This is a genomic window from Candidatus Krumholzibacteriota bacterium (assembly GCA_016932415.1).
GTDB lineage: Bacteria > Krumholzibacteriota > Krumholzibacteriia > Krumholzibacteriales > Krumholzibacteriaceae > Krumholzibacterium.
The window spans coordinates 1-18,123 of record JAFGCX010000023.1 but is presented as its reverse complement, the minus strand read 5'-3'; the positions used below and the strand labels follow the sequence as shown (position 1 = coordinate 18,123).

Annotated in this window: 15 protein-coding genes, 1 tRNA gene and 1 other RNA gene; all 17 read left to right on the top strand. The window is 48.1% G+C overall.

Annotated elements, in window-relative coordinates; translation table 11 throughout:
* A partial coding sequence (locus tag JW814_08910) for a hypothetical protein (protein ID MBN2071560.1) occupies positions 1 to 851 on the top strand: 851 nt, incomplete at its 5' end.
* A gap of 149 nt (positions 852 to 1,000) precedes the next feature.
* The gene (gene lepB, locus JW814_08905; GenBank protein ID MBN2071559.1) at positions 1,001 to 1,591 is read left to right on the top strand and encodes a signal peptidase I; all 591 of its coding nucleotides are present in this window, start codon (positions 1,001 to 1,003) and stop codon (positions 1,589 to 1,591) included.
* Positions 1,592 to 1,739: 148 nt separating this feature from the next.
* Positions 1,740 to 2,795: a heat-inducible transcription repressor HrcA gene (gene hrcA / locus JW814_08900; protein MBN2071558.1), complete on the top strand. Its 1,056-nt coding sequence runs from the start codon at positions 1,740 to 1,742 to the stop codon at positions 2,793 to 2,795.
* 15 nt (positions 2,796 to 2,810) lie between these two features.
* On the top strand, positions 2,811 to 3,533 hold the full coding sequence (locus tag JW814_08895) for a nucleotide exchange factor GrpE (GenBank protein MBN2071557.1): 723 nt from the start codon (positions 2,811 to 2,813) through the stop codon (positions 3,531 to 3,533).
* Positions 3,534 to 3,556: 23 nt separating this feature from the next.
* The gene (dnaK, locus tag JW814_08890) at positions 3,557 to 5,389 is read left to right on the top strand and encodes a molecular chaperone DnaK (GenBank protein ID MBN2071556.1); all 1,833 of its coding nucleotides are present in this window, start codon (positions 3,557 to 3,559) and stop codon (positions 5,387 to 5,389) included.
* Between the two features lie 53 nt (positions 5,390 to 5,442).
* On the top strand, positions 5,443 to 6,603 hold the full coding sequence (gene dnaJ / locus JW814_08885; protein ID MBN2071555.1) for a molecular chaperone DnaJ: 1,161 nt from the start codon (positions 5,443 to 5,445) through the stop codon (positions 6,601 to 6,603).
* Positions 6,604 to 6,691: 88 nt separating this feature from the next.
* Positions 6,692 to 7,417, top strand: a complete 726-nt coding sequence (locus JW814_08880) for a 16S rRNA (uracil(1498)-N(3))-methyltransferase (protein ID MBN2071554.1) — start codon at positions 6,692 to 6,694, stop codon at positions 7,415 to 7,417.
* A 90-nt stretch (positions 7,418 to 7,507) separates the two neighbouring features.
* Positions 7,508 to 7,966 (top strand): GatB/YqeY domain-containing protein, encoded by a 459-nt coding sequence (locus JW814_08875; protein MBN2071553.1) that lies wholly within the window; start codon positions 7,508 to 7,510, stop codon positions 7,964 to 7,966.
* Between the two features lie 8 nt (positions 7,967 to 7,974).
* Positions 7,975 to 8,571 carry a CvpA family protein gene (locus JW814_08870; protein MBN2071552.1) on the top strand — a complete coding sequence of 199 codons (597 nt, stop codon included), beginning with the start codon at positions 7,975 to 7,977 and terminating at the stop codon, positions 8,569 to 8,571.
* Positions 8,572 to 8,623: 52 nt separating this feature from the next.
* Positions 8,624 to 11,014 (top strand): Smr/MutS family protein, encoded by a 2,391-nt coding sequence (locus tag JW814_08865; GenBank protein ID MBN2071551.1) that lies wholly within the window; start codon positions 8,624 to 8,626, stop codon positions 11,012 to 11,014.
* 28 nt (positions 11,015 to 11,042) lie between these two features.
* Complete coding sequence (locus tag JW814_08860) at positions 11,043 to 12,833, top strand: DNA primase (protein MBN2071550.1); 1,791 nt, start codon at positions 11,043 to 11,045, stop codon at positions 12,831 to 12,833.
* On the top strand, positions 12,820 to 14,568 hold the full coding sequence (rpoD, locus tag JW814_08855; protein ID MBN2071549.1) for an RNA polymerase sigma factor RpoD: 1,749 nt from the start codon (positions 12,820 to 12,822) through the stop codon (positions 14,566 to 14,568). The genes JW814_08860 and rpoD overlap by 14 nt, the downstream gene beginning before the upstream one ends.
* Before the next feature lie 70 nt (positions 14,569 to 14,638).
* A tRNA-Ile gene (locus JW814_08850) sits at positions 14,639 to 14,713 on the top strand.
* 329 nt (positions 14,714 to 15,042) lie between these two features.
* The gene (locus JW814_08845) at positions 15,043 to 16,140 is read left to right on the top strand and encodes a hypothetical protein (protein ID MBN2071548.1); all 1,098 of its coding nucleotides are present in this window, start codon (positions 15,043 to 15,045) and stop codon (positions 16,138 to 16,140) included.
* 228 nt (positions 16,141 to 16,368) lie between these two features.
* The gene (locus JW814_08840; GenBank protein MBN2071547.1) at positions 16,369 to 17,088 is read left to right on the top strand and encodes a hypothetical protein; all 720 of its coding nucleotides are present in this window, start codon (positions 16,369 to 16,371) and stop codon (positions 17,086 to 17,088) included.
* A gap of 25 nt (positions 17,089 to 17,113) precedes the next feature.
* Entirely contained in the window at positions 17,114 to 17,728 is a 615-nt protein-coding gene (locus JW814_08835) for a ribonuclease HI family protein (protein MBN2071546.1), read from the top strand.
* A 116-nt stretch (positions 17,729 to 17,844) separates the two neighbouring features.
* Positions 17,845 to 18,123: RNase P RNA component class A (gene rnpB, locus JW814_08830), an RNA gene on the top strand; the annotation flags it as partial.

The window sequence follows — 18,123 nt, the reverse complement described above, 5'->3', positions numbered from 1 at the left end:
GTTCTGGTGGGCCCCGAGGACTTCAAATCCTTCAGCCGGGTGCTAAAACCATCCGGGGTGGGTTCGATTCCCACACATTCCCGCCAGTTCATGGACCTGCCAATCCACTATTTGCTTTATTGTTGAAAGTAGCTGCCGGCCTGAAAGGGAAAGAGGTCGTGATAAGGGTGTTGGACAGGAGATTTCTATTCCCGGACAGATGGATTGTATATGCCTCTCTTGTTCTGTCGATCTCATTGTCCGGCATTATCATCCCGACGCCGGCAGGTGCTTTCGATCTTTCCCGTCAGGCTGAAATCCTCCAGAGGAGCCTGAAAGATTCGCTTGGTGTGGCCGCTCAGGAGGAAACCAGATCGATGGACCTTCTCAAGGAGATGCTCGACCGTGAAACGGGAGAGCCCCGGATAGAAGGAACAAGATGGCACAGGGAAAAAAACGCGAGAGTCGCGATGCTGAGCGCGCTCCTTTTTCCCGGACTCGGGCAGATGTACAATGAAAAACCGGTCAAAGCAGTTCTGGCGATGGGATTCGAGGTTTTCTATCTCAGCAGGATACTCCATAACTACAGGTTGGAAAAGAGAGAGCTGGAACTGCGCGACAGATATCCCAAGTATATCGAATCGGGAGGCGAAAATCCTGTTCTGCTGCTTAATTATCCGTGGCGCGAACATAATGCCTGGGTGGTCGAGTACCGCGAGCGGCAGGTCGACTATATATGGTGGTCCGCGGGGTGTCTACTGGTGATCGTCCTGGACGCATATATCGATTCACACCTTCATGATATGAATTTCCGGATCGAGAGTTCGCCCCTCGGCGACAGCCCCGGCATCTCGCTTGTTATTGATTTTTGACTGGTAATGAAGCATAATAGAAGATCTTTCGGGATTCAGGCCGGATCGGTCGGCAGATGGATTTTCAATATCCTGTAATATAAAGACGAGAACAGATCGCGTTGGAGGAAAGAATGGCAGATGAGAAGACTGGTGTAGCGAAAAAACAGATGACCCTCAAATCGAAGCTCAGGGAATATTCCGAGATAATCATCACTGCCGTCGTCCTCGCTCTGATAGTCAGAGCCCTTGTCATACAGAGTTATCATATTCCATCCGAATCGATGGAGGATACCCTGCTGAAGGGGGATTTCCTCTTCGCGACAAAATTCATCTACGGAGCGAAAGTGCCATTCGTCGATCTTCGTTTTCCCGCTATCAGGGAACCGAGACAGGGAGATATCGTAATATTCAAATTTCCCGGAGATGAGAAGACGGATTATATAAAAAGATGCATAGCTCTCGAAGGACAGGTTGTCGAAGTAAGAGACAAGCAGGTCTATGTCGATGGGAAGTTGCTGGAGGAGGATTATACCAAGCATATCCGCGGCGAAGGACAAAGGCGCGATTATGGACCTCTCAAAGTCCCCACCGGGAGTATCTTTGTGATGGGCGATAACAGGGATAACAGTTATGATTCGCGTTTCTGGGGGCCGCTTGACAAGAGGCTTCTACGCGGAAAAGCCCTTTTTATATATTTTTCAGTTGATTATGACACTCATTGGCTCCGGTTCAGCAGGATCGGCGATCTGATCCGATAGTATCGTCCGGGATCCTGACAATAATCTCTTTTTTTTCCTGTCCGGGCATTTATTTTGCACACCTTGTGATTTCTCGCTCTTGACAACCGGTCTTTGAATATCTACATTTATCCGAAGCTGTAGCAGTCGGATATGGAGAGTGCCAGAGATGAGCTTAAAGAACGATGTAACTGATATAGAGACAATTCTTTTAAAATATGTTACCGATCTCTATATAGAGACCGGAAGGCCTGTAAGTTCGAAGACCCTCAAAAAAAAGTACAGATTGACCTCGAGTACAGCGAATATCCGCAAGGTGCTCCATAATCTCGAAGAAAAGGGATACCTGTTCAAGCCTCATATCTCGGCCGGGAGGATACCGAGCGACAGGGGATACAGAAGGTATGTCGATGATCTGACCGACACGAGGCCGTTAGGCAGGAAGGTGATCGAAGAAGTCAGGAACAGAATAGACAGGGACTGGGATGATCTTCGTGAGATCATGTACAGCACGTCAAGAGTATTGGGAAAGATGACGAACTGTATGGGTCTTATGATGAGCATCCTTCATTCATACGGAGATATCGGAAAACTGAGGATAATCCCCCTTGAGGGAAGGCACGCGCTCGTTATACTGTTTATGAAATCAGGGGAGGAAAGAAAAGTCTTTATAGAATTCCCCGACAGGTACAGGCCTCACATAATCGACCGCGCCGCGCATCTGATCAACGAACGGATCGCCGGTTATCCTCTCGAGGAAGCTCACAGGCGCATGGAGATATTCATGAAGGAGATCGACGGGATCGAACGCGAGATCGCCATGATCGTAGCTTCCGAGGCTGACTATCTGTTCGACAGACCTTTTCAACTGCAGTATCATTTCGACGGATTCGGTAATCTTTCCGGTATAGACGAACTTGATGATCCCAGAACGATGCAGAACCTGCTCAAGGTAATGGGAGCGAGAAGACTGATGCTCAGTTTCATGAAAGACAGAATGGATAACGACGTAATGATAACGATAGGAAGGGAAAATCTTCTGGAGGAACTTGAGGGTTTTTCAGTTATTACAAAGCGTTTTAATACGGCTGATTGCGATGGTGTTTTTGGAGTCCTTGGACCGACGAGAATGAGCTACCGACTGGTGCTGTCCCTGCTGGAGATGATGGGGCAGGAGTTGAGGCTCGATCATCGACGGTCTGGATCATCTGAAGTTCAACTGTAATGAAAGGTTAAAGCATTGTCTGCGGAAAACAGGGAAATCGATGAAAAACGCGTGGAACCGGATCGTACGGCTGAACCGATGATCGATGGCGATGATATCGAGATCATTGGGGATATGGCAAAAAAACTTGCAAAAGAAGAGGATCCCGTGTCAGAAGCGGCCGAAAAAAAGCAGAAACGGACTAAAAAAGTGGGGAGTAAGAGGTTAGCCGAACTCCTCGATAAAAAGAACGAGATGCTGCTGAAGATGGAAAAACAACTTGCGCAGACTGAACAACTTCTTGAAATAAAAGAAAATAAAATATTGCGGCTTGCCGCCGAGTTTGAAAATTACAAGAAGAGGACCAGACGGGAATGGGAATTGCATTTAAAAAAGGCGAATGCAGTGCTTTTGGGCGATATTCTAGGTGTCCTGGACGATTTTGACAGGGCTTTCGCTGCATCTGACGGTGCCGGTGATCATTTTTACAGCGGTATCCGGATGATCCATACGCAACTTATGGATATTTTGAAACGGGCTGGTCTCAGCGAGATAGAGGCGGAAGGAAGACTCTTTGACCCTCAGTATCACGAAGCTATGGGAAACGCGGAAAGTGATCAACTGGAAGAAGGGCATGTCCTTCATGTAGTGCAGAAGGGTTATATGATCAATGATCTGCTCCTCAGGCCGGCCAGGGTAATCGTAGTCAAGGAAACGAGCAAGGATGAACCAGCGGAAAAAGGGCTGGAAAATAATTAAATTCTGCAAGAGGGAAAAAGATCATGGGTAAAGTAATAGGGATCGATCTTGGTACTACCAATTCATGTGTCGCTATCATAGAAGGAAACGAACCTGTCATCATTCCCAACGCTGAGGGAGGAAGGACTACTCCTTCAATCATTGCTCTGGCGAAGAATAATGAAAGACTGGTCGGTGAGCTCGCGAAAAGGCAGGCCATAACCAATTCCGAGAATACCGTCTACAGCATAAAACGGTTCATAGGCGCCCGATATTCAGAGGTCGGCGAAGAGATAAGCAAGGTCACGTACAAGATAAAGGAAGGCAAGAAAGACGAGATCCTTGTTGAGTTGAAGGATAAAAGCTACAGGACGCAGGAGATCTCATCGATGATCCTCAGGTCGATAAAGAAATACGCGGAGGAATATATCGGTGAAGAGATCACGCAGGCTGTTATTACCGTTCCGGCCTATTTTAACGACGCGCAGCGCCAGGCCACGAAAGACGCTGGAAAGATCGCCGGCATAGAAGTCCTGAGAATAGTGAACGAACCGACTGCCGCGGCGATGGCCTACGGCCTCGACGGAGAGAAGGCGGGAAAGGTAGTCGTTTACGATCTCGGTGGCGGTACATTCGATGTATCGATCCTTGAGCTTAGCAGTGGCGTCTACCAGGTAAAATCAACGAGCGGTGACACCAAGCTCGGTGGAGATGATCTTGACAGGGTGATCATGGAATGGATCATCGACAATTTCAAGAAGAGCGAAGGGATTGATATCTCCGATGACAAAATGGCTGTTCAGAGAGTAAGGGAAGCGGCTGAAAAGGCAAAATGCGAATTGAGTACCGTCCACGAGACGAGTATCAACCTTCCGTTCATACATGCCGATAATGACGGACCGAAACATCTCGATCTGGTGATGACGCGCGCCGAAATGGAAAAACTGATCCACCCGTTCATCCAGAAGACGATAGCTCCATGCAGGCAGGCACTTGAGGATGCCGCCCTGAGGGTCGATGATATCGATGAAGTGATACTGGTCGGAGGATCGACAAGGATTCCGGCTGTCAGAAAACTGGTCAGGGATTTCTTTAGAAAAGATCCGTATAAGGGCGTCAATCCCGATGAAGTGGTAGCTATGGGCGCGGCGATCCAGGGAGGAGTGCTTTCGGGAGAGGTCGAAGAGATAATCCTCCTCGACGTGACTCCACTGAGTCTTGGAATCGAGACGCTGGGCGGACTGATGACGACGTTGATAGAACGCAACACGACGCTTCCTTGCAAACAGAGCCAGATATTCTCGACCGCTTCGGACAATCAACCCGCGGTGAGCATACATGTCCTTCAGGGAGAGCGTGAGATGGCGAAGGATAACAGGACGCTGGCAAGGTTCGATCTTGTCGGGATCCCTCCGGCACCGAGAGGAGTCGCGCAGATAGAAGTGACTTTCGATATAGACGCCAACGGGATCGTACATGTCTCCGCGAAGGATCTTGGTACGGGGAAAGAGCAGAAGATCGAAGTCAAGGTATCCAGCGGACTCTCGCAGGACGAGATCGACAATATGGTGAAGTCGGCCGAAGAACATGCTATTTCCGACGCTGAGAAAAAGGATTCTGTCAGAACGATCAATGAAGCGCAGATACTGATCTATTCAACGGAACAGACGTTGAAAGAGCATGGCGACAGGATACCTCAGGATGATAAAGAAAATATCGAACTCTCTCTTGGAGAACTCAGGGAATTACTCAAAGAGAAGGACGCCGATACCGATGAGATCAGAAAATCGTCGCAGAAGCTTTCGGCTGCTGTTTACAAGATAGCCGAACTGATGTATCATTCATCGACCTCGGAAGAATATGTTATGGATGATTGACCATAAATCATTACTTTTCTCTTCTGTCGTATAGAAAGTAGAATTCAGGGGGCATGGAAAAAAGGGATTACTATGAAGTCCTCGGCGTAGGCCGGGATGCTTCGTTAGACGAGATAAAAAAATCATACCGGAAACTGGCTCTTAAATATCATCCTGATAAGAATCCCGGAGACAAGGCTGCCGAAGAAAAGTTCAAGGAAGCTACTGAAGCTTACGAAGTCCTGAGAGACGAAGGACAGAGGGCGAAGTATGATCAATTCGGTCATGCAGGAGTAGGCTCATCCGCGGCCGGAGGACAGGGATTTGGAGGTTTCTCCGGAGGATTCGATCTCAGCGATGCTCTCAGAGCCTTTATGCGTGATTTCGGGGGAGGAGGAGGTTTTGGGGGTTTTGAAGACCTCTTTGGCGGAGGTTCGAGGCAGAGACGAAGCAACGGCAGGACATATCTCAGGGGCAACAATCTTCAGATCAAACTCCGCATGACCCTCAAGGAGATCTCGACAGATACGACGAAGAAGATCAAAGTAAACAAGAAGATATCATGCGCTTCGTGTGGAGGAAGCGGCGCGGAAAAAGATTCGGACAAGACGACTTGTCCCGCCTGTGGGGGCGCGGGGGAGATCAGGCAGGTATCGAGATCCCTTTTCGGGCAATTTGTCAACGTCTCGGTCTGTCCCTCCTGCAACGGGGAAGGCCGTATTATTTCATCGCCATGCAAGAAATGCGGTGGCGATGGCCGCGTAGCGGGAAGTAAAAGTGTCGAAGTCAAGATCCCGGCCGGTGTCTCGACTGGCAATTATATTACCCTGTCCGGGCAGGGAGATGTGGGACCGAGGGGAGGCCCGGCAGGTGATCTTATAATTGTCATCGAGGAAGTAGAAGATGACATCTTCGAAAGACACGGATTTGATATCCTTTGCGATATGCCGGTAAGTTTCACGCAGCTTGTGCTCGGAGACAAGATCGAGATCAGGACTCTCGATGGAAAGGCCGCGCTCAAGATCCCCCGCGGAACGCATTCGCACAAGATATTCAGATTGAAAGACAAGGGGATTCCCAGATTGCATGGCCACGGAAGGGGAGACCAGCTCGTCAGGCTTGTCGCATGGACTCCGCAGAAGCTGAGCAAGGAAGAGATAGAACTTTATAAGACCCTTGAAGAGACGGTTTCCGACAAACCGCCAGGTTGCGGGCGCAAGATATATTCGAAATAGATATTGCCTTTGACCTGGAATTTTGAAATCATCCCATACAGTCATGGTACGGTGAAGAGGCCGTTTTTAAACGGAGGAAAGTGAACTGATGTCAGTTACAAGATATTTCATCATACCCGGTGATACTGCCCGGACGGGGAATATCACCCTGACAGGTTCCGAAGCTCATCATCTATCCAGGGTCATAAGGGCTGCCAAAGGAGACATTGTGCTTCTTCTTGACGGCCAGGGAAGCGTAATAGAGGCTTCAATCTTGTCGATCGAGGATTCCGCGGTACTTCTTGGCATCACTTCGACCAGGAAAGTCGCAAGAGACGGGAATGTTGATATAGCGATATCTCTCATCAAGACGGGCAGGATGGACCTTGCGGTGGAAAAGATGGCTGAGCTCGGAGTGAGAAGGATCATTCCGGTGGTCTGCGAAAGGACTGTGTGGAAAGACAGGGGCGGGGGTGAGGACAGGAAAAGGGAAAGATTGCTGAGAAAAGCTGTTTCTGCCTGCAAACAGTCAGGCCAGCCATATTTCCCAGTGATAGAAAATACCAAGCGTTTAGATGAATTGATCCGGATAATGCCGGATTATTCAGAAATCTTCCTCGCTGACAGCGAAGGGAACGAAAAACCTTCACCCGCTCATAATAGCAGGGAGAAAGGCGTCCTTGGCATAATCGGCCCTGAAGGCGGATTCTCAGACGATGAACGGGCTCTTCTTGTCTCGTCGGGAGCATCGGGCATTTCTCTGGGCTCTTCGAGGTTAAGGACCGAGACGGCGGCGATATGCCTCGCTTATGAACTGCTCGTGTCGAGTAGATGAATTTCAATACAGGTCGAGATTGACATTTTAGCATTGATGCGATTATACTCAGCGGTTGGTATTGAATTGTCCTGGGCAAAAGGGGATCGTATGAGCGCGAATATTATCAGGGAGAAAATAAGAAAAGACCTGACCGAGGCGATGAAGTCGAGGGATAAGGAAAAAATCAGTGCGCTGAGGATGCTTATCAGTTCTTTAAAGAATTCCGAGCTTGAGAAGAGGGAAGAACTCAGCGAAGAAGAGGAGATCGCGGTAATAGGAAGTTACGCGAGGAAATGCAGGGAATCGATCTCCGAATTTGAAAAGGCCGGAAGAGATGAGCTTCTCCCCGTGGCGAGAAAAGAATACGATCTGGTGATGGAATATCTTCCAGCGCAACTCGATGAAGATGAGATACGTTCTGAGATAAAGTCGATGATCGAGGAGACAGGCGCTTCAGGTCCTGGTGACCTTGGAAGAATAATGGGGATGATGATGAAGAAGTTCAAGGGGCGTATAGACGGTAATACAGTCAGGGAGATCGCCATAAATATTCTTAAGTCTGATTGAGGTGCGATTTGGATATCATACGTATAGTAATCGGCATAGTCCTGTTGATATTTTTCATTATAGGATTGAAGCGGGGATTGATAAGACAGGTCCTTGAGGTGCTGGGTCTTATCGCGGCATTTATCGGTTCCTTCTATCTCGCGCATTTTCTTGCCGTTTTCATGGAAAACAGGGTCGATCTTTCATACAGGATAGCACTGATCGTATCGGCTATCGTCATCTTCGTCGGGATAATCATCCTTTTTTATTTTATCGGAATAAGCCTGCAGAAACTGTTTAAGATGACTATCCTCGGATCTTTTGACAGGTTGATGGGAGGAGTCTTTGGCGCGGTCAAAGGAATACTTCTTATAAGCCTCGTGCTGGTCATCATATTGAGTATTCCGGTCGATTGGGATTTTAAGGACCAGATCAGGGAAGATCCGGTTACCGGAGCTATCTATCCTGTTCTTCCCGTCCTGTTTGATCTTGTAGTCTCGCGTTCCGGACTCGAATTCAACAGCGTCGCGCAGATCGAAAAGCTCGACGGGATCGAGAAAGCGATCAGGAATGCTGAAAAATATAAAGACGCGCTGGAAAAAGAGAAAAAGACAGGTAATGATTGACCCGCGCAAAACGGATATCTAACAGACAGTAAAAGATCGGGAGTAATTGACTGTGGAAGATATTTCTTCAGCTTTGGACGAAGAATTTCGTCATTCCGCGTTGAAACTCGAATTCGATTCCATTCTATCGATTATAGCCGCGCACAGCAACTCAGAGAGGACCGATGAAAGACTTTTTTCCGGAGGAATGCTTTTTTCGATTGACCAGATCGAAAAAAGCCAGAAAGAGATCGATGAACTGGTAAGGTTATGGCAAAACGGGGGCAATCTCTCCCTCTCAGGCTGGAAGGACAGCGGGAAGAGTCTGAAGAAGATAAGATCGCCAGGCAGCATTGCCGCTTCGGAGGACCTCGTTGCGATCGCTTCAGCTGAACGAAAAGCTGTAGAGATAGAAAAGTCGATAAGGGCGAAAGCCGGTGATCTGCCATTGATCTCATCGCTGCTCGACAGATTCAGGACTTATCCCCTGATAGTGAATGAAATATCCCGCGCGATCGACGATAACGGAGAGATCCTTGATCAGGCGAGCCGCGAACTTGGCCGGGTAAGAAAACAGATCGGATCGCAAAGATCCAGGTTGAGGAAGGAATTCTCCGATTTCGCCGCGCAACGGGGAAGCGGAAAAGGGTATGAATTCGTTACGGTCAGGGGGGACAGGTACCTCGTTTCAATGCCTCGGGGCGACGCTTCGCAGGTAAAAGGGATAGTGCACCAGACGAGCGGGAGTGGAGCTTCTCTGTACATCGAACCGATAGAATTCGTCGAAAGTAACAATCATCTCGAGTCTCTGATCGAGGAGGAAAAGAGAGAGATCTCTCGGATCCTGTCGAGACTGACATCAGAGGTCTTTGAAGCGAGGGATGACCTCATTGAGAACCAGGAAGCGCTTCTCGATCTCGATGGTATATGTTCAAAGGCTCTTTTTTCGATCGATTACAGATGCGTATCTCCGATCCATAGCACTGACGGAAGGCTGTTTCTAAGAAAGGCGAGACATCCTCTCCTTGAAAAGAAACTTTCGTCTGACGGCGCGGGGAAGATAACCGGACTTGATATTGAATGTCCTCCCGGACTTGATGTCCTTGTTATTTCAGGTCCGAACGCCGGAGGCAAGACGGTCGCGCTGAAGACCGTGGGCCTGATAACTATGCTGGATAGATATGGATTGCCCGTTCCATGCGATAAAGACCCGATACTCCCCGATCACAAACGCATTTTCGTCGATATCGGAGATGATCAGTCGATTGAAAGATCGCTGAGCACATTTTCTTCGAGGATAGCGAGGATGAAAAGTATCCTGGCTCTTGCGGACCGCGAATCTCTCGTCCTTATCGATGAGATCGGAGATGGTACTGATCCGGAGGAGGGAGCATCGATAGCCTGCGCCCTTCTGGAAGAACTGTCAGTTCTTTGCGGAAGGACGATCGTCACCACCCACCTGAGCGCCTTGAAGGGGTGGGCTCACGAAAAAGATTCGGCGGAAAATGCTACTCTCGAATTCGATCATGAGAGGCTGCGACCTCTTTTCAGGATGCGAATGGGTATCCCTGGAAGAAGTTGGGGAATCGAGATGGCCGGGAGGATGGGATTGCCATCCAGGATAGTGGAAGACGCGAAAAACAGGCTCGAAGGCAGTTCATTGAGACTCGAGGAACTTCTGGGACACCTGGAGAAAACAGAGCGGCTCCTCATCATGGAAAGAGAAGAGCTTCTGCGCAAGGAAGAGGAGATAACCCTCCTGATATCAAGCTATAGGGATCATATTGATTCCTTCGAGAAGGAACGCGACGAGATGGAACGTTCAGCGAGGAAGGAAGCTCTTGATATCGTCAGCTCGACAAGGGCCGAGATGGAAAAGCTTGTTCGTGAAATAAGGATAACGCAGGCTGAACGGAATGTGATCTTGCGTTCAAAAGATATAATCAGGAAGAGAAGCATCGAATTCGAAAAAAAGGTCAAAAAAGATGAACGAAAAAAAGGTCTCAGGTCCGATCGACTCGAACCTGGTATGGTCGTCATGGTCGAGACCCTTGCCAGAGAGGGTAAAATTCTTGAATGCAGGGACCAGTCAAGGGTAATCGTGGAACTCGAAGGCGGCTTGAGGGTAGAAACCAGGGTAGAAGACCTGTCTGAAGCTGAAAAGAAGGAAGTTCAGCCGGCGAAAAGATCTGTTTCCTGGAGAATCGATCCTTTCGATCCGGTCTCGACCGAACTTATGATCAGAGGAATGGAAAGGGTCGAAGCGCTTGAAGAAGTCGATGCCTTTCTCGACCGGGCGGTGCTTCAGGGTCTTGATACAGTCAGGATCATTCATGGAATAGGCAGGGGAATACTGAAAAAAGCGGTATATGATATGCTGAGGTCAGATCCTCGCGTAAAAGAGGTAGGGCCTGGAGAACCGGCTCTGGGAGGCGACGGCGTCGCCGTAGTAAGGATCAGGTAGTCGACGCCCTTTAACAGCAAGGTGCAAGTTGATCCCCGAAAAAATAATAGATGAGATCAGGGAACAGACCGATATCGTCGAGGTGATAGGTTCCGTTCTCGATATGAAGAGAGCGGGGAGTAATTATAAGGCGTTATGCCCTTTTCATTCGGAGAAGACTCCAAGTTTCATGATCAGCCCCGGGAAACAGATATATCACTGTTTCGGGTGTGGAAAAGGTGGGAACGCATTCAACTTTCTTATGGAGTACGAAGGGGTCAGTTTTGTTGAAGCTGCTAGAAAACTGGCCGCCGGACTCGGAATAGAGGTAGATAAATATATTTCCTCGGGAGAAGACAGGGAAAAACTCGACCCTTATTACCGTGCCATGGAGTTTGCGAGGGATTTTTACAGGGAGGAACTGCTGAGCAGCAGGGAGGCTGCCCAGGCCCGTGAATATCTCGATAAGCGCGGTTTTGACAATGATCTGGCCGAATTTTTCAAACTCGGGTTCGCGCCTCCTTCATGGGACAGGTTCTACAGGGCAGCTTCGGAAAAAGGTATATCAAGGGATCTACTGCTTGAACTCAAACTTGTTATGCGAAGCAGAGGTGGAAGCGGGTATAGAGATTATTTCAGAAATAGAGTAATATTTCCGATCTCTACGATCTCAAACAGGACTGTGGGCCTGGCAGGTAGGGTTCTTGACAACTCGGAACCAAAATACCTCAATTCGACCGAGTCGCCGATATATTCCAAAGGCAGGATCCTCTATGGCCTTAACTATGCGATCGATGATGTCAGAAAGCGTAAATCGCTTGTATTGGTAGAGGGTTATGCTGATTATTTAATGTTATGGAAGAACGGAATCCACAATATTTCTGCAGTTTGTGGCACTTCTTTGACAGAACAGCAGGTAAGGCTCCTTGCACGTTACGCAAAACGTGTATATATTATCAATGATGGAGACAGGGCTGGCAGGATGGCTTCCGTAAGGGCAGCCGACCAGTTGCTTGTGGACGGATTGGATATAAGGATAGTAACACTGCCGGAATCCGAGGATCCCGACAGTTATGTCAGGAAAAACGGGGCAGATGCGCTTACAAAGATGATGCAGTCTGCTCCGGATTATTTTGGCTATATGAAGCTGGAAGCTGAAAAGGGACCACGCGCTTCATACAGGAAGGGCAAGATCGTCAAGCATATTCTTGAGGCGGTTTCAAGGGTAAGGGAACCGGTAGACAGGGATCTGATGCTCCAGGAAGTATCAGACCTTTTCAGTATTCCGGCCGATACATTGAGAAAAGCGGTAAAACAGAGGCCTGGTAAGTTTAGCAGGGAGAATCAATTGCGTCTTCCTGCTTCCACGAAAAGAGAGAAGATCCAGAAAGAATTGTTCAGGATAGGGCTTGAGAGCAAGTCGTATTCAAGAGGTATCCTGGAAAATCTGCTGGAAGACGATTTTGAGGGAGAGCTTTTCAGGAAATATTACAAAGAACTTGACTTGGCGCTGAAAAATAACATTGATATTAAAAGTCATGACTTTACCGGAGCTATCAAGGATCCGGAACTGTCAAGACTGGCAAGTGAGATCGCTTTGCTCGATCTTTCTCCCGGTCCCCTGGATGAGGTTTTTGAGGATACGCTTATCTGGATCAAAAAGGCAGCTCTTCGCGGTGAGATGAACGAGATGAAACAAAGGATTCTTCAACTTCAGGAACCGGAGAAAAGTCTTGATTCAATGGAAAAGACGGAAATAGCGGAAGCATATAGAAAAATAACGAGAGAATATAAGAAACTAGGTCTCAAGGGGGAAAATGAATCGGATGAAGAACAATAAGATCGATGATGTTCTCGGGGAGATCAGAAAACTCAGCGAAGAAAAAGGTTACGTTCTCTACGGGGATATAGCGACCGTCATTGGTGATGATTTCGATCCGGGGCACCTCGATGAACTGTATATACGTCTGAGTGACGAAAATATAGAGTTCTTTGATACCGATGAGAAAGCATTGATGAAAATCGACGCGCAACACCGCAGGGCGGTCCGTGAAGCGAAAAAATCCGAAGATATGATGAGTACTGCTGTCAGGTATGACGATCCTGTAAGGATGTATCTGCGCGAAATGGGAAAGGTGCCTCTTCTTGACAGAGAGGGAGAGGTGAATATCGCCAAGAGGATAGAGTCGGGGAAACACAAGGTATCCTGGTCAGTCTTTAACCTGGAATCCACTACAGATCAGTTGAGGGAATATGTCGAGAAGCTTGATAACGGGGAATTGAGGCTCGAGGATGTGGTAATACTCGAGACCGGAGGCCTGCATCCGCATTTTTCAGGGGCAAAAGAGCAGAAAAAATACTCGAAGATAATGAAGAAAATAATCAAGCTGAGGGATGAGACGAGCATAATCAGAAACACACTGAAAAAACGAATAAGCAAGAAAAAAGCGGATGAACTGACAAAAGAACTCGAGGAAAAGAATAAAAAACTCAAAGTGGAATATGCAAGAGTCAAACTCCATCCGATCCAGATCGAGAAGATAGTAGACAATATCAAGGAAGTCCACAATCAGCTTGGAAAATGCAAAAAAGAGATAGAAGAGTACGAGAAGTTCATTGGGATGACGAGCGACGAAGTAAGGGAATCTATCGAGATACTTAAAAGCAGGAGTAAGAAGAAGCAGGAACTCAAGAAGAAGATCAAGTGGTCTGCTAAAAATCTCAATGATTTTTCCTCAAGGTTGAAGGAACTCGAGAAGACCGTGGAAAAAATCGAAAACACTTACTGCATCAACTATAGTTCGTTATCGAAGATCATCAAGGATATAACGCACGGGGAGAGAAAGGCCGAGAGAGCCAAGCAGGAGATGATAGAGGCTAACGTCCGGCTGGTGATCTCGATTGCCAAGAGATACACAAACAGGGGATTGGAATTCCTTGACCTGATACAGGAAGGCAACAGCGGTCTAATGAGGGCGGTCGATAAATTCGATTACCGCAAGGGTTACAAATTCAGTACGTACGCGACATGGTGGATCAGGCAGGCTATAACGCGAGCTATCGCCGACCAGGCGAGGACGATCAGAGTGCCGGTGCATATGATTGAGGCGATCAACAAGGTATCCCGGACGCAGAGGAAGCTTATTCAGGAACTTGGCCGCGAACCGACGCCCGAAGAAGTGGCAAGCCACCTTGATTATCCTGTTGGAAAGGTCAAGAGCGTGATGAAAGCGAGCATGGAGCCTATATCGCTCGACCGACCGATCGGCGAGGATGATGACAGCAACCTGAGCGATTTTATCGAGGATACCGGAGCTTCATCACCGGATCAGACGGCAGCTCATTCAATGCTCAAGGACCAGGTCTCACGCGTTCTGGCTACTCTGACTGCTCGTGAGGAAAAGGTGGTAAGGTTGAGGTTCGGGCTGGGAGACGGGACCCCCCGGACGCTTGAGGAAGTCGGAACGATCTTCAAGGTGACAAGGGAGAGGGTAAGGCAGATCGAAGCAAAAGCCCTTCGTAAGTTGATGCATCCGAGCAGAAGCAGAAAACTGAAGGGGTATATAGATATTTAAAAAAAATGTTTGAACTGTCTTTCAAACGATGTTAAGTTACACTCCGGCCGTTTTTAGAATGGTATGATCAGGGCCCATAGCTCAGCGGTAGAGCTCCCGGCTCATAACCGGTCGGTCACAGGTTCAAATCCTGTTGGGCCCACCAGATATACAAAGACCTGCCGGATATTGTCCGGCGGGTCTTTTTTATTATGAAGCAGGTATGAAAGAAAGGTGCGCTCGCAAGGAGAAGGGTCGAGTACCCGGACAGACGGTTATTCTGATCCAGGTCGTCTTGAAGTGAAAAATGCGCGATCGGGCCTGAAGATTGCCTGTATTATCACGTTGTTCCCGGTTATTACCGGAATGGTATCAATACTGCAGGAGGCGAAAACGCAACTTTTTGTCATACTGGAAGTTATATCGGGAAGGATCGTTTTGGATTATCTATCGTTATAAAAAACAATGACTTACTTTGCAACAACGGGAGTAATTATGCAATTGCGAAGATCGGTATTGATGGCCCTGATGATCATTCTCTTTATATATTTCGAAATACATTCCTGTTCAAGGGATACAGCTCTTTCTCCCCAGCCGCCTGTGGAGATACCAAGTATTCTGCTGAACGCGAATGACATATTTTTTATTGATCAAGACCATGGATGGGTCTGCGGCCAGAACGGGACAATGATAAGGACGGTGGATGGAGGAGGAAATTGGCAGGGTGTCCGGATTGATGATACTGATATAACTTCTATCTCATTCATCGATCTTCAAACGGGATGGGTCGTCGGCAAGGGAGGCAGGATCTACAAGAGCGATGATGGCGGTGCTACGTGGAATCGAAGGCTTTTCCCTTGTAATCCGGATGATGAGGACCTGTTCCAGATCGTCTTTCGCAATGAGCAGGACGGTTTTATACAGGGATATCATGGCGTTTTCGTATCTAATACGGGAGGGGACGACTGGGAAAACCACTGGCTGCCTGTCGTGCCGTCAAGGGGCGCCTGGAACATGTGTATGATCGACGATATGGAGGGCTACCTTCTTGGAAGCCGCTGGAGCGATTCTGATCCCGAATTGCTCTACCGGACGGGTGACGGAGGTATAACCTGGGCCGCTGTACAAGGTTCTGAAGTATCGGTCCTGAAATCGATAATGGAAATAGAATTCATCGATGATGATATCGGGTTTGCCGGGGGTGGTACGGTGATGAAGACACTCGATGGCGGAGGGACATGGGAAATACAGCTTGATGAAGCTACCGTCAGGGAGTTCAATTTCCTTGATTACGACTACGGGTTTGCCGTTGGAGGAAGAGCGATCCTAAAGACGACCAACGGTGGATCGTCATGGATAGATATCACACCTGCCGACGACAGGATAGTAGATCTTAGAGGAGTATATTTTCTCGACAGGCAGACAGGTTGGGTCGTCGGAAGAGGGCACGAAGAGATCATTAATGACAGTTATTACAAATTCTCGATCGTTCTTAAGACTGTTGACGGGGGGGAATCATGGGCCTTGACCGAATTCGGATATAACATTGATCTTCTCGGTCAGGAAATGGATACAGTGGAAGGCGAGGAATGATCAAAGGCAGGGGGACCGGTTAAAAAACGCTTGACTCATTGCCGCGGTCTGTAATAGCATCTTCTCTTACTTTGCTTCTTAGCGGATTAAAAGAACGGATGCCAGTTACTGTGAAACGGAGACCTGTAACAGACAATGATTTTAACAGGAAATCTTCTCTAAATGAGGATTTATGATTAATGCTTCCCTAAGGGAAGCATTTTTCGTTTTAAAGGAAGGTGCCAGTCTATGGTGACAGCGGAAGAGGATATTCAGCTGCTTATCAAGATCATTAAACATGATTTGGAGATCCAGAAAAAGGAAAGGTTCCTTGCCAGTACGCCTGGCAAGATAGCCGAAATAGAAAAAAGCATCAGAGGTATGGATGAAAACCTGCAAAAAGAACTTGAGACGGTCGCGGCGCTCGAATCGGAGAAAAAGGATCTGGAGTCGAAAGTAAAACTCCAGAATAGCGATATCACAAAGAAGAAACTGGACCGTGAGAATCTCAAGACTAATAAAGAATACAAGGCGATGGGGAAAGAGATCGATTACCTGATAAATATGGTCGATAAGGAAGAGGAAAGGATCCTTATCGTTTTTGACAGGATAGTGGAAGAAAAAAAGGAATTGGAAAAGATCCAGGCAAAGATAATGGCTGAAAAGGATACCCTTATCGCGGAGAAGACCCGGTTGGAAGATGAGATGGGCAGAGAGAATAATTCCCTTGCCGGCGTGAGAGAGGAAAAACTCAGGATATTACCGCTTCTTTCAGAGAAGATAAGAAACCTTTATAACAGGATACTGAACGCGAAAGGTGATTCGGGGGTAGCTAATCTGGCCGGTGATATCTGTCAGGGGTGCTATTCCAGGATGCCTCCGCAGAAAGCCCATGAGATCAGGAGAAACGATTCAATTATAACCTGTGAATACTGCGGAAGAATCCTCGTCTATTACGAAACAGAATAGATACGCTATTCATGATCGGTCAGGAATGGAGAAGATAAGGAAACTGTTGAGCCTGATTTCTTCGGGGAAGTCTATCGAGTCATCCTCCGCGGAAGCAGGGTATTCGTCGATAGAAGAAGCCAGGACTGCGATAAAGGACCTGGCGGATCTTCTTCCCGGACGCTTTTCCCATGCTGAAAATCAGTCGGGAACCGGAACCGATCGTGCCTCAGGCGGATCGAGAACGATCATCATAAATACAGATGGTGCGTCGAGGGGAAATCCAGGGCCGGCTTCAGCGGCAGCAGTCGCCTATTCACTTTCGGGAGAACTTATCGGATCATCATCGGAATTCATCGGGAAAGCGACAAACAATGAAGCCGAGTACAGGGCCCTGATCCTGGGAATCGATCTCGCGTCGGACCTTGAAGCGGATACAATCATATTCCGCCTTGATTCAGAACTGGTCGTAAGACAGATAATGGGAGAATACAAGATCAAGAAACCTCACCTCGCCGAGCTTGCCGAAACAGTAAGAAGAAAAACACAACCGTTTGCTGATATCTCCTATGAGAATGTGCCAAGATCGAAAAATCTCGAAGCTGACAGACTGGCCAATGAAGTGCTTGATCGCCTGAAAAAAGATGGAGTGATCAGCTAGATACGTTTGCCTGATCGGACCGGACCCCCAATCGAAAAATCAAATCCCGCATCTTTTGACCTGGAAGCATCGCTGTGCTATATTCCGGAAGCAGAGGATTCTATTGAGATGACGGTAAAGCAGGCCAGGTGATCGCGGGTATGGTTTCATATCCGAGGAAAGTCCGGGCTCCACAGGGCAGGGTGCTGGGTAACACCCAGTGGGGGCGACCCCAAGGAAAGTGCCACAGAAAGCAAACCGCCCCCGGTTTTCCGGAGGTAAGGGTGAAAAGGTGAGGTAAGAGCTCACCAGTATCCCTGGCGACAGGGATAGCTTGGTAAACCCCACCCGGTGAAAGACCAAATAGAAGAGGAGAAACGGCCCGTTTCGCTTGACTCTCGGGTAGGTCGATAGAG